The 15652-nt window shown below is 63.2% G+C and carries 20 protein-coding genes; 9 read left to right on the top strand and 11 right to left on the bottom strand.

From position 1 onward, the window contains the following. Positions 1–16: 16 nt before the first annotated feature. The 3 genes from TM49_RS20360 to TM49_RS20350 all read right to left on the bottom strand — a co-directional run bounded on the left by TM49_RS20360 (position 17) and on the right by TM49_RS20350 (position 2882). Positions 17–940: a prephenate/arogenate dehydrogenase family protein gene (locus TM49_RS20360; RefSeq protein WP_045683913.1), complete on the bottom strand. Its 924-nt coding sequence runs from the start codon at positions 938–940 to the stop codon at positions 17–19. Next, the gene (hisC, locus tag TM49_RS20355) at positions 937–2055 is read right to left on the bottom strand and encodes a histidinol-phosphate transaminase (protein ID WP_045683911.1); all 1119 of its coding nucleotides are present in this window, start codon (positions 2053–2055) and stop codon (positions 937–939) included. Before hisC ends, TM49_RS20360 begins: the two co-directional genes overlap by 4 nt. Before the next feature lie 80 nt (positions 2056–2135). Further along, positions 2136–2882: a class I SAM-dependent methyltransferase gene (locus tag TM49_RS20350; protein ID WP_045683909.1), complete on the bottom strand. Its 747-nt coding sequence runs from the start codon at positions 2880–2882 to the stop codon at positions 2136–2138. An 89-nt stretch (positions 2883–2971) separates the two neighbouring features. On the opposite strand from TM49_RS20350, the gene gloB reads away from it, so the two are divergent. Continuing rightward, positions 2972–3742, top strand: a complete 771-nt coding sequence (gene gloB, locus TM49_RS20345) for a hydroxyacylglutathione hydrolase (RefSeq protein ID WP_045683907.1) — start codon at positions 2972–2974, stop codon at positions 3740–3742. Next, positions 3742–4167, top strand: a complete 426-nt coding sequence (locus TM49_RS20340; protein WP_045683906.1) for a cupin domain-containing protein — start codon at positions 3742–3744, stop codon at positions 4165–4167. The genes gloB and TM49_RS20340 overlap by 1 nt, the downstream gene beginning before the upstream one ends. Here TM49_RS20340 and yddG read toward each other — a convergent pair. Beyond that, on the bottom strand, positions 4164–5048 hold the full coding sequence (yddG, locus tag TM49_RS20335; protein ID WP_280136244.1) for an aromatic amino acid exporter YddG: 885 nt from the start codon (positions 5046–5048) through the stop codon (positions 4164–4166). The genes TM49_RS20340 and yddG overlap by 4 nt on opposite strands. Positions 5049–5052: 4 nt before the next feature. Then, complete coding sequence (locus TM49_RS20330; RefSeq protein WP_082074827.1) at positions 5053–5829, bottom strand: DUF3108 domain-containing protein; 777 nt, start codon at positions 5827–5829, stop codon at positions 5053–5055. Between the two features lie 297 nt (positions 5830–6126). Here TM49_RS20330 and rpmB point away from each other — a divergent pair, with 297 nt between their 5' ends. Together rpmB and TM49_RS20320 are read left to right on the top strand one after the other, a co-directional pair. After that, the gene (gene rpmB / locus TM49_RS20325; RefSeq protein ID WP_045683902.1) at positions 6127–6423 is read left to right on the top strand and encodes a 50S ribosomal protein L28; all 297 of its coding nucleotides are present in this window, start codon (positions 6127–6129) and stop codon (positions 6421–6423) included. Between the two features lie 97 nt (positions 6424–6520). Beyond that, positions 6521–7153, top strand: a complete 633-nt coding sequence (locus TM49_RS20320) for a VUT family protein (protein ID WP_045683901.1) — start codon at positions 6521–6523, stop codon at positions 7151–7153. 85 nt (positions 7154–7238) lie between these two features. Here the strand turns inward: TM49_RS20320 and TM49_RS22800 are convergent, their stop codons facing one another. The 3 genes from TM49_RS22800 to TM49_RS20305 all read right to left on the bottom strand — a co-directional run bounded on the left by TM49_RS22800 (position 7239) and on the right by TM49_RS20305 (position 9594). Beyond that, positions 7239–7979, bottom strand: a complete 741-nt coding sequence (locus tag TM49_RS22800; RefSeq protein ID WP_052699966.1) for a fumarylacetoacetate hydrolase family protein — start codon at positions 7977–7979, stop codon at positions 7239–7241. A gap of 116 nt (positions 7980–8095) precedes the next feature. Further along, positions 8096–8956 (bottom strand): SDR family oxidoreductase, encoded by an 861-nt coding sequence (locus TM49_RS20310; RefSeq protein WP_045683899.1) that lies wholly within the window; start codon positions 8954–8956, stop codon positions 8096–8098. Further along, positions 8956–9594, bottom strand: coding sequence for a glutathione S-transferase family protein (locus TM49_RS20305; RefSeq protein WP_045683897.1), 639 nt, complete (start codon positions 9592–9594; stop codon positions 8956–8958). Before TM49_RS20305 ends, TM49_RS20310 begins: the two co-directional genes overlap by 1 nt. A gap of 131 nt (positions 9595–9725) precedes the next feature. Between TM49_RS20305 and focA the strand changes: the two genes are divergently transcribed. The 4 genes from focA (at position 9726) to TM49_RS20285 (ending at position 13406) form a co-directional block, all read left to right on the top strand. Next, positions 9726–10586: a formate transporter FocA gene (focA, locus tag TM49_RS20300; protein ID WP_045683895.1), complete on the top strand. Its 861-nt coding sequence runs from the start codon at positions 9726–9728 to the stop codon at positions 10584–10586. Between the two features lie 95 nt (positions 10587–10681). Then, positions 10682–11239, top strand: coding sequence for an HdeD family acid-resistance protein (locus tag TM49_RS20295; RefSeq protein ID WP_045683893.1), 558 nt, complete (start codon positions 10682–10684; stop codon positions 11237–11239). A 79-nt stretch (positions 11240–11318) separates the two neighbouring features. Then, the gene (locus tag TM49_RS20290; protein ID WP_045683892.1) at positions 11319–12320 is read left to right on the top strand and encodes an NAD(P)H-quinone oxidoreductase; all 1002 of its coding nucleotides are present in this window, start codon (positions 11319–11321) and stop codon (positions 12318–12320) included. Positions 12321–12404: 84 nt separating this feature from the next. Further along, positions 12405–13406, top strand: coding sequence for an asparaginase (locus TM49_RS20285; protein ID WP_045683890.1), 1002 nt, complete (start codon positions 12405–12407; stop codon positions 13404–13406). Here TM49_RS20285 and TM49_RS20280 read toward each other — a convergent pair. Then, complete coding sequence (locus tag TM49_RS20280; RefSeq protein WP_045683889.1) at positions 13403–13870, bottom strand: MarR family winged helix-turn-helix transcriptional regulator; 468 nt, start codon at positions 13868–13870, stop codon at positions 13403–13405. The two genes, TM49_RS20285 and TM49_RS20280, sit on opposite strands and share 4 nt — an antisense overlap. A 151-nt stretch (positions 13871–14021) precedes the next feature. Here TM49_RS20280 and TM49_RS20275 point away from each other — a divergent pair, with 151 nt between their 5' ends. After that, positions 14022–14444, top strand: a complete 423-nt coding sequence (locus TM49_RS20275; protein WP_162484901.1) for an organic hydroperoxide resistance protein — start codon at positions 14022–14024, stop codon at positions 14442–14444. Between the two features lie 66 nt (positions 14445–14510). Here TM49_RS20275 and TM49_RS20270 read toward each other — a convergent pair whose 3' ends face one another. Both TM49_RS20270 and tam read right to left on the bottom strand, forming a co-directional pair. Further along, positions 14511–14768: a hypothetical protein gene (locus TM49_RS20270; protein ID WP_144409629.1), complete on the bottom strand. Its 258-nt coding sequence runs from the start codon at positions 14766–14768 to the stop codon at positions 14511–14513. Positions 14769–14872: 104 nt separating this feature from the next. Then, the gene (gene tam / locus TM49_RS20265) at positions 14873–15643 is read right to left on the bottom strand and encodes a trans-aconitate 2-methyltransferase (protein WP_045683884.1); all 771 of its coding nucleotides are present in this window, start codon (positions 15641–15643) and stop codon (positions 14873–14875) included. Positions 15644–15652 lie beyond the last annotated feature (9 nt).

The raw sequence follows: 15652 nt of genomic DNA, 5'->3' as shown, positions 1-15652 counted from the left end.
AGCGGGATCTGGAAAATCAGTTCTTCTTGGAAAGTCCGTGGCGGCCGAAGTCGGCGGCTTCGACGTCCTGGCCGGCCTCGATAATCGAGCGGCGGACGGCGCGGGTGCGGGCGAAGAGTTCGAAAAGCTTGTCGCCTTCGCCCCAGCGGATGGCGCGCTGCAGATAGGCGAGATCTTCCGAAAACCGCGCCAGCATTTCCAGGATCGCATCGCGATTGTGCAGGCAAACGTCGCGCCACATGGTCGGGTCGGATGCGGCCAGGCGGGTGAAGTCGCGGAAGCCCGATGCCGAATACTGGATGACTTCCGACTCGGTCACTGTTTCCAGATCATCGGCCGTGCCGACAATGTTGTAGGCGATGATGTGCGGCAGGTGGGAGACGATGGCAAGCACCTTGTCGTGGTGCTCCGGCGTCATCCGGTCGACCTTCGAACCGAGCGTGCGCCAGAAGCTGGCGAGGCTTTCGATCGCCTGCTCGTCGGCCCCTTCGGCCGGCGTCAGGATGCACCAGCGGCCCGCAAACAGCCCCGCGAAACCGGCATCCGGGCCGGAGTGCTCGGTACCGGCGATCGGATGGCCGGGGATGAAGTGGACGCCTTCCGGCACATGCGGCGTCATCTGGGCGATGACGGAAGCCTTGGTCGAGCCGACATCGGTGAGGATGGCGCCCTGTTTCAGCGACGGCGCGATCTGCTCGGCGACAGTGCCGGAGGCGCCGACAGGAACCGATACGATCACGAGGTCGGCGCCGCGGGCGGCATCAGCCGCCGACGTCGTGTAGCGGTCGCCAAGCCCCAGTTCCTCAGCCCGCCGCAGCGTTTCCGGGGAACGGGTGGAGACGACGATTTCCTTCGCCAGTCCATGGGCGCGGATGTCGCGTGCAAGCGACGAGCCGATGAGGCCGATGCCGATCAGGGTGACGCGTTCGAACGGTTTCATGCCGCATCCGCCTTGCCGGCCAGGAAGCTTTTCAACGCGGCGATGACACCGAGATTGGCCTCTTCCGTGCCGACGGTCATGCGCAGCGCATTGGGGAAGCCATAGCCCGCGACGGCCCGCAGCACATAGCCTTTCGAAGAAAGGTATCGGTCCGCATCGGGGGCGCGAAGCCCGTCCTCATCGGGGAAGTGGATGAGTAGGAAGTTTGTCACCGAAGGCGTCACCGTCAGCCCGAGCGCCCCGAATTCGCGCGTCAGCGTCTCAAGCCACTTGGTGTTGTGCTCTATCGCCTTTTCCGTAAAACCGGTGTCGGAAACGGCAGCGGCGGCGGCGGAAATCGCGGCGGCATTCAGGTTGAACGGCCCACGCACCCGCTCGATCGCCGAGACGATGTGGCTCGGGCCATAGAGCCAGCCGACGCGCAGGGCGGCCAACCCGTAGACCTTCGAGAAGGTGCGGGTCATCACCACGTTCTCGCTTTCCGAGACGAGTTCGATGCCGGCACCATAATCGTTGCGGCGGACATATTCGGCATAGGCGGCATCAAGAACCAGCAGCACGTTCGGCGGCAGGTTGTCGTGCAGGCGACGGATCTCGGAGAACGGTACGTAGGTACCGGTGGGGTTGCCCGGATTGGCGATGAAGACGAGGCGTGTCTTGTCGGTCACGGCGGCGAGGATGGCGTCGACATCGACGGTCGCGTCCTTCTCCTTGACGGTGACCGGGATGCCGCCATTCGCCATGATCTGGATCTTGTACACGAGGAAGCCGTGCTCGGTGATGATCGCCTCGTCGCCCTCGCCGAGATAGATATGGGCGAGAAGACCGAGCAGCTCGTCGGAACCGTTGCCGCAGACGATATTCTTCGTGTTGAGGCCGTAGAGGCCGGCGATCGCTTCGCGCAGCTTCGTCGCCTGGCCGTCCGGATAGATTTCGAGATGGCCCGCGATCTCCTGCATGGCGGCGATCGCCTTCGGGCTCGGCCCGAGTGGCGTCTCGTTCGACGAGAGCTTATAGACCTTCGCCACGCCTTCGACATGATCCTTGCCGGGCACATAGGCGGCAATATCCATGATACCGGGACGGGGAGTGGGCTTCATCGTCGAATTACGCATCGAAAAACCTCGAAAAGGCGTGTTGAAACGCGGACAGCAATAATCACCAACGGCCCGCTTGTCGAGGCCGCAAACGCGCTTCAGGGATGGTGCGTGCGCGTCGTCGGAACGCCTTGCGGGGAAAGCGCCGGCACCAGAACCTTGCGCTGGGCGCGGGCGGCGACCGGCAGGCCCTGATAGAGCCGTTTCTGCGCCTCGACAATGATGACGCCGGAAAAGGCCGGCCAAAGCGTGCGGCCCGAGCGCTCGAAACTGGAACGGAATTTCAGCACAGCGCGGCTGCGCGAGGGCGGGAAGAACAACGCCTCGGCAAAGGCGCCGGGCGTGAAGTTGGTCTCGCGCAGGAGCTGGATGATCTGGCCCTTCGAGTAGGGACGGCCATTGCCGAAGGGCGTGTGCTCCAGCCGCGCCCAGACGCCGCGGCGATTGGGGGCAACGATGATCAGCCGGCCGCCGGGGGCGAGGATGCGCCAGAGTTCGCGCATCATCTCGGCCGGACTTTCGGCGAATTCGAGAGCGTGGACGAGCAGCACGCGGTCGATCGAGGCATCCGGCAGCGGCAGGTCGCAGTCATCGACCAGTGCGGTGGCCGAGGCCTCGCCCGCCGGCCAGTTGACCGCGCCCTGCGAGGCCGGCATCAGCGCCATGGCGCGCTCGGCGTCGGCTGCGAAACGGTCGAGATAGGGCAGGCTGTAGCCGAGCCCGACCAGCCGCTCTTCCGGCATGCGCGACCAGATCGGCGCGATCGCCATTGCGATCGAATGGGCGGCAAGCCGCCCGAGGCGGGAATGATAAAAGGCGCGGAGGTCGACGATATCGGCGTTCATGATCAGAGTTAATCCCGGCTCCGGTTGGACTTCAAGTCCCAAGGCACTACATTCGTTTCAGTTTGCAGCCTTCGCGAGGAAAGCTTCCCATGACTTCACTGGAAATCGCCGTCTTCATGTGCCGTTCCGACAATTACGGTGTGCTGGTTCACGATCCCGAAACCGGCGCGACGCTGAGCATCGACGCCCCCGACGGCGACAAGGTGATTGCGGAGGCCGACAAGCGCGGCTGGACCATCACCGACCTCTTCACCACTCACCACCACAAGGACCATGTCGACGGTAACCTGACGCTGAAGGAACGCTACGACTGCCGCATCGTCGGCCCGGTGGAGGAAGCCGTGGTGATTCCTGGACTCGATCTTGCCGTCGCGGAGGGCGATGAGCTCGAATTTTCCGGCCGAAAGGTCGATGTGATCTGGACGCCGGGCCACACCGCCGGCCATGTCTGCTATTCGATCCCTTCGGAAAAGCTGCTGTTTTCCGCAGACACCTTGTTTGCGATGGGTTGCGGCCGGCTGTTCGAGCGCCCCGCTTCCGACATGTGGCCGTCGCTCCAGAAGCTGATGGCGCTGCCGGACGACACCGAGGTCTATTTCGGCCACGAATATACGCTCGCCAACGCCAGGTTCGCCTTGACCGTCGATCCGGAGAATCAGGTGCTGAAGGAGCGCGCCGAGGCGGTTGCCGAGCTGCGCGAGGCCGGCGACTTCACGATCCCGACCACGATCGGCCTCGAGAAGAAGACCAACCCCTTCCTGCGCGTCACGGATTCGGGCTTGCGCAAGGCCATCGGCATGGAGGGCGCCACGGACGCCGAGGTGTTCGCCGAAGTGCGGGTTCGGAAAGACAATTTCTGATGACTGCCGACGAAATCATCGCAAAGCTTGGCCTTCAGGGCCACCCTGAAGGCGGTTGGTTCGCGGAAACCTATCGCGATCTTTCCGATGGCACGGAGCGTGGGGTTTCGAGCCTCATCTACTTCCTGCTGAAGGCCGGCGAGCGCTCGCACTGGCATCGCCTGCACACGGCGGTCGAGGTCTGGCACTACTATGCCGGCGCGCCGTTGATCCTGCATCTCTCCGCTGATGGTGCCGCGACCGAGAGCATGACGCTCGGGCCGGATCTGGCCACAGGCGCTCGGCCGCAGGCCGTGGTGCCTCGCGGTGTGTGGCAGGCGGCGGAAACGACCGGAGACTTCACGCTGGTCGGCTGCACCGTCGCGCCGGGCTTCGCCTTCGACGATTTCGAACTGGCGCCGCCGGACTGGACGCCGAAAGCCTAGGATTTCTTTCCCAGAATCATTTCGCGGGCGGCGAGAACGGCGCCACCGGTGATCAGCAGGCAGGCGACGACGACGCGCCAGCCGGGCTCGCCGAATCGAAACAAGATGAGGATGATGGTCGACAGCAGCGGTGCGGCATAGCTCGCAGCGCCCAAGACCTGGATGTTGCCGCGCTTCACCCCGAAATCCCAGGCATAGAAGGCGAGGCCGACGGGAAACAGGCCGAGACCGATGACGGCGAGCCATTCGCCGGCACTTGCCGGCCACACCGTCGTTTCCAGTAGCACGTGGCAGACCAGCGAGAGCACCGCGGTCGCGAGGCAGAAACCGGTGACGACATCGGTCGAGACCTTGGCGAAGGAGCGCGAGATCAGCGAATAGCCGGACCAGGTGAAGGCGCAGAGAAAGGCGCAGATGTAGCCGAGCGTGTAGGCGCCGGAGAGCGTCAGGCCGCCGCCGCGTGTCACCAGCAGCGCCGTGCCGGCAAAGCCCGCAACCGCGCCGGCAATATGGTGCCACTTCAGCCGCTCGCCCGGCAGCAGCGCCGAACCGACCACGATCAGCAGCGGCCAGAGATAGGCGATCAGCCCGGCATCGACGGCGGGCGCGTTCCGCAGCGCGGTGAAATAGAGGAAGTGATAGCCGAACAGTCCGCCGATACCGGCAACCCAAACCTTTGCGGGCTGGCGCAGGGCGGCGCGGCGCGCCGGCCTTGCGGCGAGAACCGCAATGCCGGGAATGCTGGCGATCGCAAAGGCGATGGCGGAAAGCTGGAACGGCGGCACCTTGCCGGAAGCCGCGGTGAACAGCGCCAGGAACGACCACATGATGACGGCCGTGAAGCCGATCAGCGTCGCGCGCAGATGGGACGTCTCGGCCACCTGGTCAGACGCCGAACTGCGAGGCGTAGATCGTCAGCTGGCCGATCTTCAGCGGGATCTTGGCCATGACCGGTGCGTAGATGTTGAGCTCGTCGTTCAACGCGAACCAGACCACCAGCTCGCGGCTGTTGGCGAGGTATTCGATGTCGTCATCCTTGCGCTCGTAGCCGGCGATCGGCTTGAAGCGGATGGCGCAGCCGACGGCACGGCCGGAAAAGCCCTTGGTCGAAAACGGCCGGCTGCCGGCGGAAGCAAGTTCGAGGTTCAACCGCGTCTCGCCGTCAAAGATCGCGATCGATCCCTGGCAGGGATTGGGCGAGGGCGGCAACAGCAGCGCCGAGATCGGGTCGATGACATTGCGAAGGTGGCTGGAGCGCACGTCCACCCAGTCATCGCCGCGCGGGCCGGGATCGGGCGTTATCGTCGAACCGATGACGCGCTTGCGTGAGAATTCCGCCGCGTAATCGCGGGCATAGTCGCCGTCGCGGTACTTGAGGAAGAAATGGCGCGATTCGGGTCCGCCGTTCTGCCACACGCCTTGCGCCTTCACGCCGACGGCGATGTCGGAGAACAGGCTGCCGATGCCTGCGGCCTTGATATCGGCCTGGATGGTGTAATCCCCGTCCTTCACCTCCGTATTGAACGCCGCATCGGCGATCTTGATGCCGGAAAAGGAGAGCGTGTAGACGGTTTTCTGGGTGACGTCCTCGGCCTTTGCAGCGGTGCTGCATCCGAAGAAGACCAAGGCGATTGCAAGGTATCGGTTAAGGCTTATGGGCATCTGGCACTCTCGCTCGGGTCATTCAGGGCGCTTGCGGGGGCGTTCGAAACAGAGCCGATCATCGCACGGATGGACGACAAATCTGTGTTTCGCCGAAGCTTAACATTGTTTATGTCTCAGCCTGCCGTAAAAAAACAGCGGTAAATTTCAGGGCGTTTTCGAAAAACCGGTCGCCCGCCTTGACCTTTCCAAGTCCAAAGATTATAGAACCGCGACTTTCCAATTAGCCGCCAATTGGATCGCGGGGCTCTGACGTCCCGTTGCAAGCCTGTGGCGAAGACGAGAATAGGTGTAACCATGTCCCGCATGTGCGAATTGACCGGCAAGGGCGTGCTGTCCGGCAACAATGTCAGCCACGCCAACAACAAGACCCGCCGCAAGTTTCTCCCGAATCTGTGCCGCGTGACCCTGATGTCCGAAGTGACCGGCCAGAGCTACCGTCTGCGCGTTTCTGCCGCAGCCCTGCGCTCGGTCGAGCATCGCGGCGGTCTCGATGCCTTCCTGATCAAGGCAGCCGACACCGAGCTTTCCCCGCGCGCACGTCTGCTGCGCAAGGAAATCATCAAGAAGACGGCCGAAAAGGCTGCTGCCTGATTCCAGGCACTGATACCTGAACTGGAGAGCCTTGCCGCACCGTGGCAAGGCTCTCTTTATTCCCGCTCCAGCTGGTGGCATCACCCAGGGTAAAAAAATGCGTCAGACTCAATCCGTCATCATCTACAGCCTGCTGATGGCAGGCGTGGTTCTCGCCTCCAACATTCTGGTCCAGTATCCCGTTCAGGGAACGGTTTACGGCATTTCGCTGGCCGACCTTTTGACCTGGGGCGCCTTTACCTATCCCTTCGCCTTTCTCGTCAACGACCTGACCAACCGTCAGTTCGGCCCCTCGGCTGCGCGCAAAGTGGTGTTCGCCGGCTTCGTGGTCGGTGTCGCCTTCTCGTTCTATGCCTCGGTGCCGCGGATTGCGATCGCTTCGGGAACGGCCTTCCTCATCGGCCAGCTGCTCGACGTCACCCTCTTCAACCGGTTGCGCCGCCAGACTTGGTGGAAGGCGCCGCTGATCGGTTCGCTGTTCGGCTCGACGATCGATACGGTGCTGTTCTTCTCGATCAGCTTTGCCGCCGTCTTCGCCTTCATTGGCCCGAATGACGAGTTCGCCCTCGGCTTCGCCCCGCTCTTCGGCGTGTTCCCCATCGACATTCCGCGCTGGATTTCGTGGGCACTCGGCGATCTCTCCGTCAAGCTTCTCTTCAGCCTGATCATGCTTTTGCCCTACGGCGCGCTGATGACCCGGCTGAAGCCGATGCGGGCGGTGGAGGCCTAAGAGCGCTCCACCAGCACCTTTGCCGGTCACTCGCTCCCTTAATCTCCCCTCAAGAAGGGAGATTGGGATGGCGGGGCTTCGAGAATCAAGCCGTGAGCTTGACCCGGACTTCGTGCTTGTCGCCGATCTTCGCCACGATCTCGCACGGGGCGGTGAAGGCGACGGCGCCGCAGAGCGATCCGGTGGTGATCAGCGCGCCGGCATCCAGCATGCCGAGGCGGTTCTCGCCGGAGAGCGCGCAGGCGATGATCGGGGCGATTGCGTCACCGAAGGGGTGCTTGGCCGGCTTGTTGTAGATTTCCACGCCATCGGCGGTGACGACGAGCGGCATGCCGTCAATCGCGGGGCCGCCCTCAAAGGGCTCCGTGCCGACGATATAGCCGACGCCTGAGAGGTTGTCGGCGAGCTGGGCGGCAGGTGTCGCCTGCTTCTGGTCGTCAAAACGGGTGGCGCAGATTTCGATGCCAAAGACGAAATGGTCGACCGCCGGCAGCACCGCATCGATCCCGCCGCGCGCCATCTCGGCGGTCACCGGCTTGCCGAGAACAACCGCCAGCTCGACTTCGAGGCCGATGACACCACGGGCCGGGACCGACAGCGCCTCACCGGAATTGACCACGCGTTCGGCAAAGATCGGCGCGGCAGAGCCGGCTCCGTCAGCAGCCATCATCACCTTGAAGGCATCGGGCTTGGTCCCGAGCTTTGCCATCACCTCGGCCTGCACGGTGCGAGCCTCGTCTGCACTGATGGCGTTGAATTCCTGGTGGTCTATCGCCTTGCCGGTCTTGTGGGCTTCGACAATCTTCTCCGCGTAATTGTTCTGCACGGGGTCATTCCTCGAACTTGCATTGGGGGACGGCGTGGGCGCCGTCAGGCGCCTTGCCTTACGCGAGGGTCATACTCCGCTTTGCCGCCGATGGAAATGCGCTGGCGCAATTGCGGTCAGGCCTTCGCCGCGGCAAGGGCGCGAAAATGATCGGCAAGTCTCAGCGTTCCGTGGCAGGGGGCAACCATGTCGCTGCGCGAGGCGGCGACGAAGAACTCGAAGGGACCGTAGGCCTGCTGCGGGGTGACGCGGCGGATCAGCTTCAGCGCGCCATCGGCGATAGGGTAGGGCATGTGCAGGAAGCGCGGCTTGCGGCCGAGCGCTTCGAAGGCAAGCTGACCGATCTCGTCAAACGTCATGATGTCCGGCCCGCCGGCCTCGATATAGGGCGCGCCGGCTTGCACCGCGTCGACGCAGACCGCGGCCAGATCGTCGCCATCGATCGGATTAACCCGCACGGAGCCGTCGCCGAAGAGGAAGACGCGTCCCTTGCGCGCCATGTCGAAAACACTCTCCATGTCCGAGAAATAGCCTGTCGGCGCGATGACTGTGGCGGCAAGCGGGCTTTTCTCCAGCGCCTCGACGAAATCCTGCTTGGCGCGGGCAAGGGCGCTTTCCCTGGCAAGCAGCGCGCCGTTGAAGACGTGGACATAGGCGAAGCGGGTGATGCCCGCGGCCTCTGCCTCGCGCAGAAGGTTGAGGTTGGCCTGATAGTCGACGTCGCGATAGGTGAGGCCATCGGTCTGCCGGGTGATCCCAAGTGCCGAGATCACGGTGTCGCAACCCGCCATGCTGCCGCCAAGCGCCGCCGGATCGGTGGCCTCTGCCTCGACGAGACGATCCGCGTCGAGGCTGATTGCGCCCGCCCGCTCCCGGTCGCGCACCAGCGCCGTCACGGCAAGGCCGCTTGCGCGGAAGGCGCGGCAGAGGCGTCGACCGAGATATCCGGTCGCACCGGCGACGAAAATGCCGGGCATCAGGCTTTCAGCTCTTCGTAGGAGACCATCACATGTTCGGCGAAGGCCGGGCGCCTGGTGAGGGCGTCGTAATAGGCTTCAACCACCGGCCGTGACGGGCGCTCCATGTCGATGGTGTAGTAACGATAAAGCAGGTGCCCGAACATGATGTCGGCGAGTGTCAGGCTTTCGCCGGCAAGGAATGCGTGTTTCTCGAGCTCAGGGGCGGCAATCCCGAGCAGGCGGTCGAAACTGGCGATGGCGCGGCTGACAGCGGCAAGATCGCGCTTCTCGGCGGGCGTGCGCACCATCACCCAGAAGATCGGCATGGTGAAGGCGGCGGCGGCCGTCACCTTGCCCCATTCTGCCCACTTGTCGACCTGGGCGCGGGCGACGGGATCTGCGAGCCAGAAGCTGTCGTTACCGTAGCGCGCCGCGAGATAGCGGCAGATCGCCCCCGATTCGAAGATCGGCTCGTCATCGCCGTCCCTGATCACCGGGATGAGGCCGTTCGGGTTCATCGCCCGGAATTCGGGCGTGTCGGTCCCGCCGAATTTGCCGCCGGCATCGTGGCGCCTGTGGGCGATGCCGAGTTCGCCGACAGTCCACATCACGGCCTGGACGTTGGAGGAGGTATTGCGGCCCCAGATGTTCAACATAAGAGATTCCTTCAAGACGGTGCCCGCCCGGACATGATCTTGATCAACGCGGGTAAGGGGCAGGCTGGTAGTTAGAACCAGACTTTCGACCTTATCGAAGCGCTGTGCAACGACAGAGAGCCACGGAAACCATGCAACACCTGAATTTCGATGCCTTTCCTCCGCAAACCATGGCCGAGAAAGCAGAAGCGGCGGGCCTCGCCAAGATCAGGAAAGATCCGCTTTCGCTGTTTCTCTCGGCGGTCACGGCCGGCGCCTATATCGGCATAGCCTTCATCTTTTACACGGTCGTGACGACCGGCAACGGCGACATGGGCTGGGGCGCGAACAAGTTCATCGGTGGCCTCGCCTTCAGCCTCGGGCTGATGCTTGTGGTCGTCTGCGGCGCCGATCTCTTCACCTCGACCGTGCTGACGATCGTCGCCAAGGCGAGCGGCAAGGTCGGCTGGGGCGCCTTCGCCAAGAACTGGCTGATCGTCTATGCCGGCAACTTTGTGGGCGCCATCGGGCTTGTCATCGTGATGCAGATCGCGCGTCACTACGACGGCGATGGCGGACAGCTGGGAATCAATTACATGCAGATCGCCCAGCACAAGCTGCATCATGGCTTTGCCGAAGCGATCGCGCTTGGCGCGATGTGCAACATTCTCGTTTGCCTCGGCGTGTGGATGAGCTATGCCGGACGCTCGCTCACCGACAAGCTGCTGGCGGTGGTGCTTCCGGTCGCCATGTTCGTCGCCTCGGGCTTCGAGCACTGCGTCGCCAACATGTTCCAGATCCCGATGGCTATCCTGACCAAGAATGGCGCCGGGCAGGAGTTCTGGACGATGGCCGGTGCGCGGGCGGCCGATTTTGCCGATCTCACCTGGGCGAATTTCCTGGCGCACAACCTTCTGCCGGTCACCATCGGCAATATCCTCGGCGGCGCCTTCGTCGGCCTCGTCTACTGGCTGATCTATCTGCGCCCTTCGGTCCGCAACGTCGCCCACTGACCACGTGCGACAAAGCGCTGGTTAGAGAACGGTTGCTAACCCCTCCCTTCCTCACTATCGTCTCTTCGATTTTGACAGAGGGAAGGGCTACTTAAATGACATATCTCGGCGATCGGCTTCCGGAAGTGGAGCGCGTCAGGGGGCGCTGGGGCTGGGTGCTGGCTTTCGGCATCCTGCTGATCGTGTTCAGTCTCGCACTGCTCGGCAATCTTGCCGTGGCGACATTCGCATCGGTGTTTTTCTGCGCGATCATGCTGATCGTCGCGGGTGTTGTGCATCTTTCGCAGCTCTTCTACCGGCGTTCGACAGGGCACGTGGTGTTCTGGGTGCTGAGCGGCCTGCTCTATGTGATCGCGGGCATCCTGCTGCTTAGAAACCCGCTGCTCGGTTCCAGCCTCTTCACCATCTTCATCGGGGTGTCGCTGGCGGTTGCCGGCGGTTTCCGGATCTATCTCGGCATGACCATGCGTCCGGTAAAGGGCTGGGGCTGGATGATCTTCTCCGGCCTGGTGCTCGTGCTTGCTGCCGTGCTCATCGCCTCGAACTTCCCGCAGAACAGCCTGTGGCTGCTCGGCCTGTTCGTTGCGGCCGACTTCCTCGTTTACGGGATTTCGCTGGTGGTGTTCGCACTGGCGCTGAAGCCGCGCGCTTAAAAACCGAAACTAGAAGACCCGGCGCAGCCTGCGCCGGGTCTTGCCATTCAGACAGACTGCGGTCCGAAGGAAGCGAAACATGTCTTCAGACGGTTCCATGCGCTACATAACCATCAGTGGTTTCGGCGGCCCAGACGTGATGCAGATGGCGACCGGCCCGAGGCCGCGCCCCGGTCCCGGCGAGATCCTCGTCAAGGTCGCAGCCGCCGGCATCAATAGGCCGGATGTGGCACAGCGGCAGGGCCAGTATCCGCCGCCGCCCGGCGCCAGTCAGGTCATGGGCCTCGAGGTTGCCGGAACCGTCGTCGAGACAGGCGCGGCGGTGACCGAGTTTGCCCCTGGCGATCGCGTCTGCGGTCTCGCGAACGGCGGTGGCTATGCCGAATACTGCCTGCTGCCGGCGGGCCAGGCGCTCCCCGTTCCCGATGGCATGGATGACGTGACGGCGGCCGCCATGCCCGAAACCTTCTTCACGGTCTGGGCCAATCTGTTCCAGATGGCAGGACTGACCGAGGGCGAGAGCGTGCTCATTCACGGCGGCTCAAGCGGCATCGGCACCACCGCCATCCAGCTTGCCCGCGCCTTTGGCGCAACCGTGTTCGTCACCGCCGGTTCGGAAGCCAAGTGCGAGGCCTGTGTCGCGCTCGGGGCTTCCGCGGCAATCAACTACCGGGAACAGGATTTCGTCGAGGTGGTGAAGAGCCTGACCGACGGCAGGGGTGTCGACGTGATTCTCGACATGGTCGGCGGCGCCTATTTCCAGCGCAATCTTTCGGCACTGGCGAAAGACGGGTGTCTGTCGATCATCGCCTTCCTCAGCGGACCGAAGGCCGACAGCGTCAATCTCGGGCCGATCATGGCCAAACGCCTGACGGTGACCGGCTCGACGATGCGGCCGCGCACCGAGGTCGAGAAACGCCAGATCCGCGACGAACTCAGGGAGCAGGTCTGGCCGCTGCTGGCCAAAGGCGCCATCAAGCCGGTGATCGAGCGGGTCTTTGCATTCGAAGACGTCGTCGCTGCCCATCGGCTGATGGAAGACGGCAGCCATATCGGCAAGATCGTGCTGAGCTTCGAGTGAGTTTCACTCTTGAATTCCGTCAAAAAATAGAGGCAATTCGGGTGTAGTGATGCCGCCTGAAGCGGCACTGCGGGAGGTTTTGTGATGGCGAATCCGGTTCTTGTGGAAGTAACGCGCGGTGGTCGGGTGGAAAGCCGCCATCATGGCATGATCGCCGTGCTCGACGCCCACGGTCATGTGGCCTACGCTGCCGGCGATATCGATGCGGCGATCTTTCCACGGTCGGCCTGCAAGGCCATCCAGGCGCTGCCGCTTGTCGAAAGCGGGGCGGCCGACGCGCTCGGCTTCACCGACCGCGAGATCGCGCTCTCGGCCTCCTCGCATTCGGGCGAGGACGAGCATATTGCGCTCGCCGGCAGCATGCTCGCCAAGGTCGGCCGAAGCGTCGCCGACCTCGAATGCGGCGCGCACTGGTCCGGCCAGCAGAATGTCCTGATCCATCAGGCGCGCACCCGGAAGGCGCCGGATGCGCTCTGCAACAATTGCTCCGGCAAGCATGCCGGGTTCATCTGCGCCTGCTGCCATCTCGGCGTCGACCCCAAGGGCTATACCGGTTACGAGCACCCGCTGCAGCGGGAAATCCGCGTGGCGATGGCCGATGTCACCGGCGCCCATATCGGCGAGGACGTGGCCGGTATCGATGGCTGCGCCATACCGACCTATGCCGTGCCGGTGAAGGCGCTGGCGCAGGGTTTTGCCAAACTGGTGACGGGTACCGGCCTGTCGGAAGGTCGGGCGGCCGCCGGCAAGCGCATCCTTACCGCATGCATGGCCGAGCCCTTCTACGTGGCGGGCACGGACCGGGCCTGCACCGAGCTGATGCAGGCCGCACCTGGGCGCATCTTCGCCAAGACCGGCGCCGAAGGCGTTTTCTGCGCGGCGCTGCCGGAGCACGGCCTCGGCATCGCGCTCAAATGCGAGGATGGCGCCACCCGCGCCGCCGAGGCGATGATCGCGGCGGTGCTGATGCGCTATTTCGCGGATGATGCTGAAGTGACGGCGGCGCTTGAAGCGATGGCGAATAGAACGCTCATCAACTGGAACGGAACCGAAGTCGGCGCCGTCAAGGCCGTGCTTCCGCACTAATCCTCTTCGACAGCGGCGGAGAGGCGCCGGCGCAGGGCATTCAGTTCGGCGAGCAGGGTGCGGGCTTCCTCCAGGCTGCAGCCGGTCTTGACCGCGATCGAGCGGGCGACCTCGCGGGCGTTCTTCTTGGCCGCGTTCCCCTTCGCCGTCAGGGCGACGGTTACGCGCCGCTCGTCTTCTTCCGCGCGTTTGCGCTGAACATAGCCTGCCGCTTCCAGCCGCTTCAGCAGGGGAGACAGCGTCCCCGAATCAAGACCGACGCGCATGCCGATCTCGTTGACGGTCAGCGGCTTGCCCTCCCAGAGTATCATCATCACCAGGTATTGCGGATAGGTTATGCCAAGCTCCGCCAGCAGCGGCTTATAGGCGCGCGCAAAGGCGTGCTCGGCCGAATAGACGGCAAAGCAGAGCTGGTGGTCGATGTTGAGAAGCGGCTCGGGCGCTTCGGTTTCGTAAGCGTTCATGCCGCCAATATAGAGCCTACGATAAAATTTGCCAAATTATATTGCGCACAATTAAACAGTGTCCTATATAATTTGTGCAGTTCAAGCGAAGGAACTCTTTTCGGTTCCGCGCGTCGTTCAAACACCACGTCGGCAAAGGAGAATTGATATGATCAAGAAGCTCTACACCACCAAGGCCACCTCCAAGGGCGGTCGCGAAGGCACAGTCAGCACCGAAGACGGCCTGTTCGAAGCAAGCATGGCACTGCCGAAGGAGATGGGCGGTTCCGGAAAGGGTAACAATCCCGAGCAGTTTTTCGCCGCCGGCTATGCTGCCTGCTTCAATTCCGCGCTTCACAACGTCGCGGCCTCCAAGAAGGTCAAGCTTCCCGAAGGCACCACGGTTTCCGCCACGGTCAGTGTCGGTCCGCGTGACGATGGCGGCGGCTTCGGTATCGAGGCCGAACTGACGGTTTCCATTCCGGGGATCGATCGCGCCGAGGGCGAGGAACTGGCGCACGCCGCCCATATCGTCTGCCCCTACAGCCATGCACTGCGGGTCAACTACGAGGTTCCGGTATCGCTCGCCGATTGATTTCGATTGTTGAGCGCGCCGTATCCGGACAAGTCCGGGTGCGGCGCGAATGCGTTTCGGTGCCTGTCAGTCATTCGTCGGCTGGCTGGCCGTCACGTACTGGTAGACAAGCTTGGACGATCTGTCCGGCTGGACCTTGAACACGTTGGCATACTGCACACCGAACTTGCCATAAGTGTCGATGGTGAAGGTGCTTCCCACGGGCGCCTTTTCCGTCTTTCCCGGATGGGGAACGGCGCTTTGATCGTGAATGAAGGGCGCGGCAAGCACCGGGCTTGCTGCAAGAAACAGGCAGGCTGCTGCCGCTACGAGATGTCTTTTCATCACATTCTCCGCATTGTTCCGCTTGCCCGATAAGGCGCGGATATCAGAACGCCAAACGTCGGCCGGAAAAGCGGCCAAACCTTGTCGTTTCCGATGGCGGGCGTTCACGCTTTTGTGGCGACGAGGAAAAGGCGCGGGAATTTCAGCAGCACCCGGCCGTCTTCCATAGCGGGATAGCTCTTCGCGATCCGCTCGGTATAGGCGGCGAGAAAATCGCCCTCAGCCTCGGCGGGGATGCGGGCGAGATAGGGCCGCAGCCCGGTCCCCTTCACCCATTCGACGATCGCCGCGGCATCTGCAAGCGGGTGATGATAGGTGATGTGGAAGAGATCGAGCCGTGCTGCGAACGGCTTCAGCCGGTCATAATAGGTTTTCGGCGCAGGCAGGGGTGACCGGCGAACGCTGCCACCAGAGAAATGTGCGGTAAAGGCCGGATCCCGCGCCGTTTCCTCCATGGCTAGATGGCTGGGCTCCGCCAGATTGTCGGGCATCTGCACGGCAAGAACGCCGTCAGCGGCAAGAGCACCCATCAGTCGCGCCAGCACTGAAAGATGATCCGGAACCCACTGGAAGACCGCGTTCGAAAACATCAGGTCGGGCGGGCTTTCCGGCAGCCACTCCTCGAGATCAACCTTGTCGAAGCGGGTCCCGGGCATCCGCGCTCGGGCCTTTGCCAGCATGTCGTCATCGACGTCGTTTCCGGAAATCCGCGCATTCGGAAACCGTTCGGCAAGGAGTTCGGTGGAATTGCCCGGCCCGCAGCCGAGATCGATGACCGTGCCGGGCGAGATGTCGGGAAGGGCGTTGATGAGGTCGCGGGCGGGGCGGCTGCGCTCATCCTCGAATTTCAGATATTGCGTCGCCGACCATTCCATCCTGTTTCC

This window comes from Martelella endophytica (assembly GCF_000960975.1).
In the GTDB taxonomy this organism is placed as follows: Bacteria; Pseudomonadota; Alphaproteobacteria; order Rhizobiales; family Rhizobiaceae; genus Martelella; species Martelella endophytica.
This window is presented reverse-complemented; position numbering and strand designations above follow the sequence as displayed.

What these genes read in the sequence shown, in the direction of transcription:
- TM49_RS20285 (WP_045683890.1), top strand. Translation starts at nt 12,405, where the DNA reads ATGGCGAATCCGGTTCTTGTGGAAGTAACGCGCGGTGGTCGGGTGGAA.
- TM49_RS20310 (WP_045683899.1), bottom strand. Translation starts at nt 8,956, where the DNA reads ATGCCCGGCATTTTCGTCGCCGGTGCGACCGGATATCTCGGTCGACGC.
- TM49_RS20270 (WP_144409629.1), bottom strand. Translation starts at nt 14,768, where the DNA reads ATGAAAAGACATCTCGTAGCGGCAGCAGCCTGCCTGTTTCTTGCAGCA.
- TM49_RS20295 (WP_045683893.1), top strand. Translation starts at nt 10,682, where the DNA reads ATGACATATCTCGGCGATCGGCTTCCGGAAGTGGAGCGCGTCAGGGGG.
- TM49_RS20320 (WP_045683901.1), top strand. Translation starts at nt 6,521, where the DNA reads ATGCGTCAGACTCAATCCGTCATCATCTACAGCCTGCTGATGGCAGGC.
- rpmB (WP_045683902.1), top strand. Translation starts at nt 6,127, where the DNA reads ATGTCCCGCATGTGCGAATTGACCGGCAAGGGCGTGCTGTCCGGCAAC.
- TM49_RS20360 (WP_045683913.1), bottom strand. Translation starts at nt 940, where the DNA reads ATGAAACCGTTCGAACGCGTCACCCTGATCGGCATCGGCCTCATCGGC.
- TM49_RS20290 (WP_045683892.1), top strand. Translation starts at nt 11,319, where the DNA reads ATGTCTTCAGACGGTTCCATGCGCTACATAACCATCAGTGGTTTCGGC.
- TM49_RS20280 (WP_045683889.1), bottom strand. Translation starts at nt 13,870, where the DNA reads ATGAACGCTTACGAAACCGAAGCGCCCGAGCCGCTTCTCAACATCGAC.
- TM49_RS20330 (WP_082074827.1), bottom strand. Translation starts at nt 5,829, where the DNA reads ATGCCCATAAGCCTTAACCGATACCTTGCAATCGCCTTGGTCTTCTTC.
- tam (WP_045683884.1), bottom strand. Translation starts at nt 15,643, where the DNA reads ATGGAATGGTCGGCGACGCAATATCTGAAATTCGAGGATGAGCGCAGC.
- TM49_RS20350 (WP_045683909.1), bottom strand. Translation starts at nt 2,882, where the DNA reads ATGAACGCCGATATCGTCGACCTCCGCGCCTTTTATCATTCCCGCCTC.
- focA (WP_045683895.1), top strand. Translation starts at nt 9,726, where the DNA reads ATGCAACACCTGAATTTCGATGCCTTTCCTCCGCAAACCATGGCCGAG.
- TM49_RS20340 (WP_045683906.1), top strand. Translation starts at nt 3,742, where the DNA reads ATGACTGCCGACGAAATCATCGCAAAGCTTGGCCTTCAGGGCCACCCT.
- hisC (WP_045683911.1), bottom strand. Translation starts at nt 2,055, where the DNA reads ATGCGTAATTCGACGATGAAGCCCACTCCCCGTCCCGGTATCATGGAT.
- TM49_RS20305 (WP_045683897.1), bottom strand. Translation starts at nt 9,594, where the DNA reads ATGTTGAACATCTGGGGCCGCAATACCTCCTCCAACGTCCAGGCCGTG.
- gloB (WP_045683907.1), top strand. Translation starts at nt 2,972, where the DNA reads ATGACTTCACTGGAAATCGCCGTCTTCATGTGCCGTTCCGACAATTAC.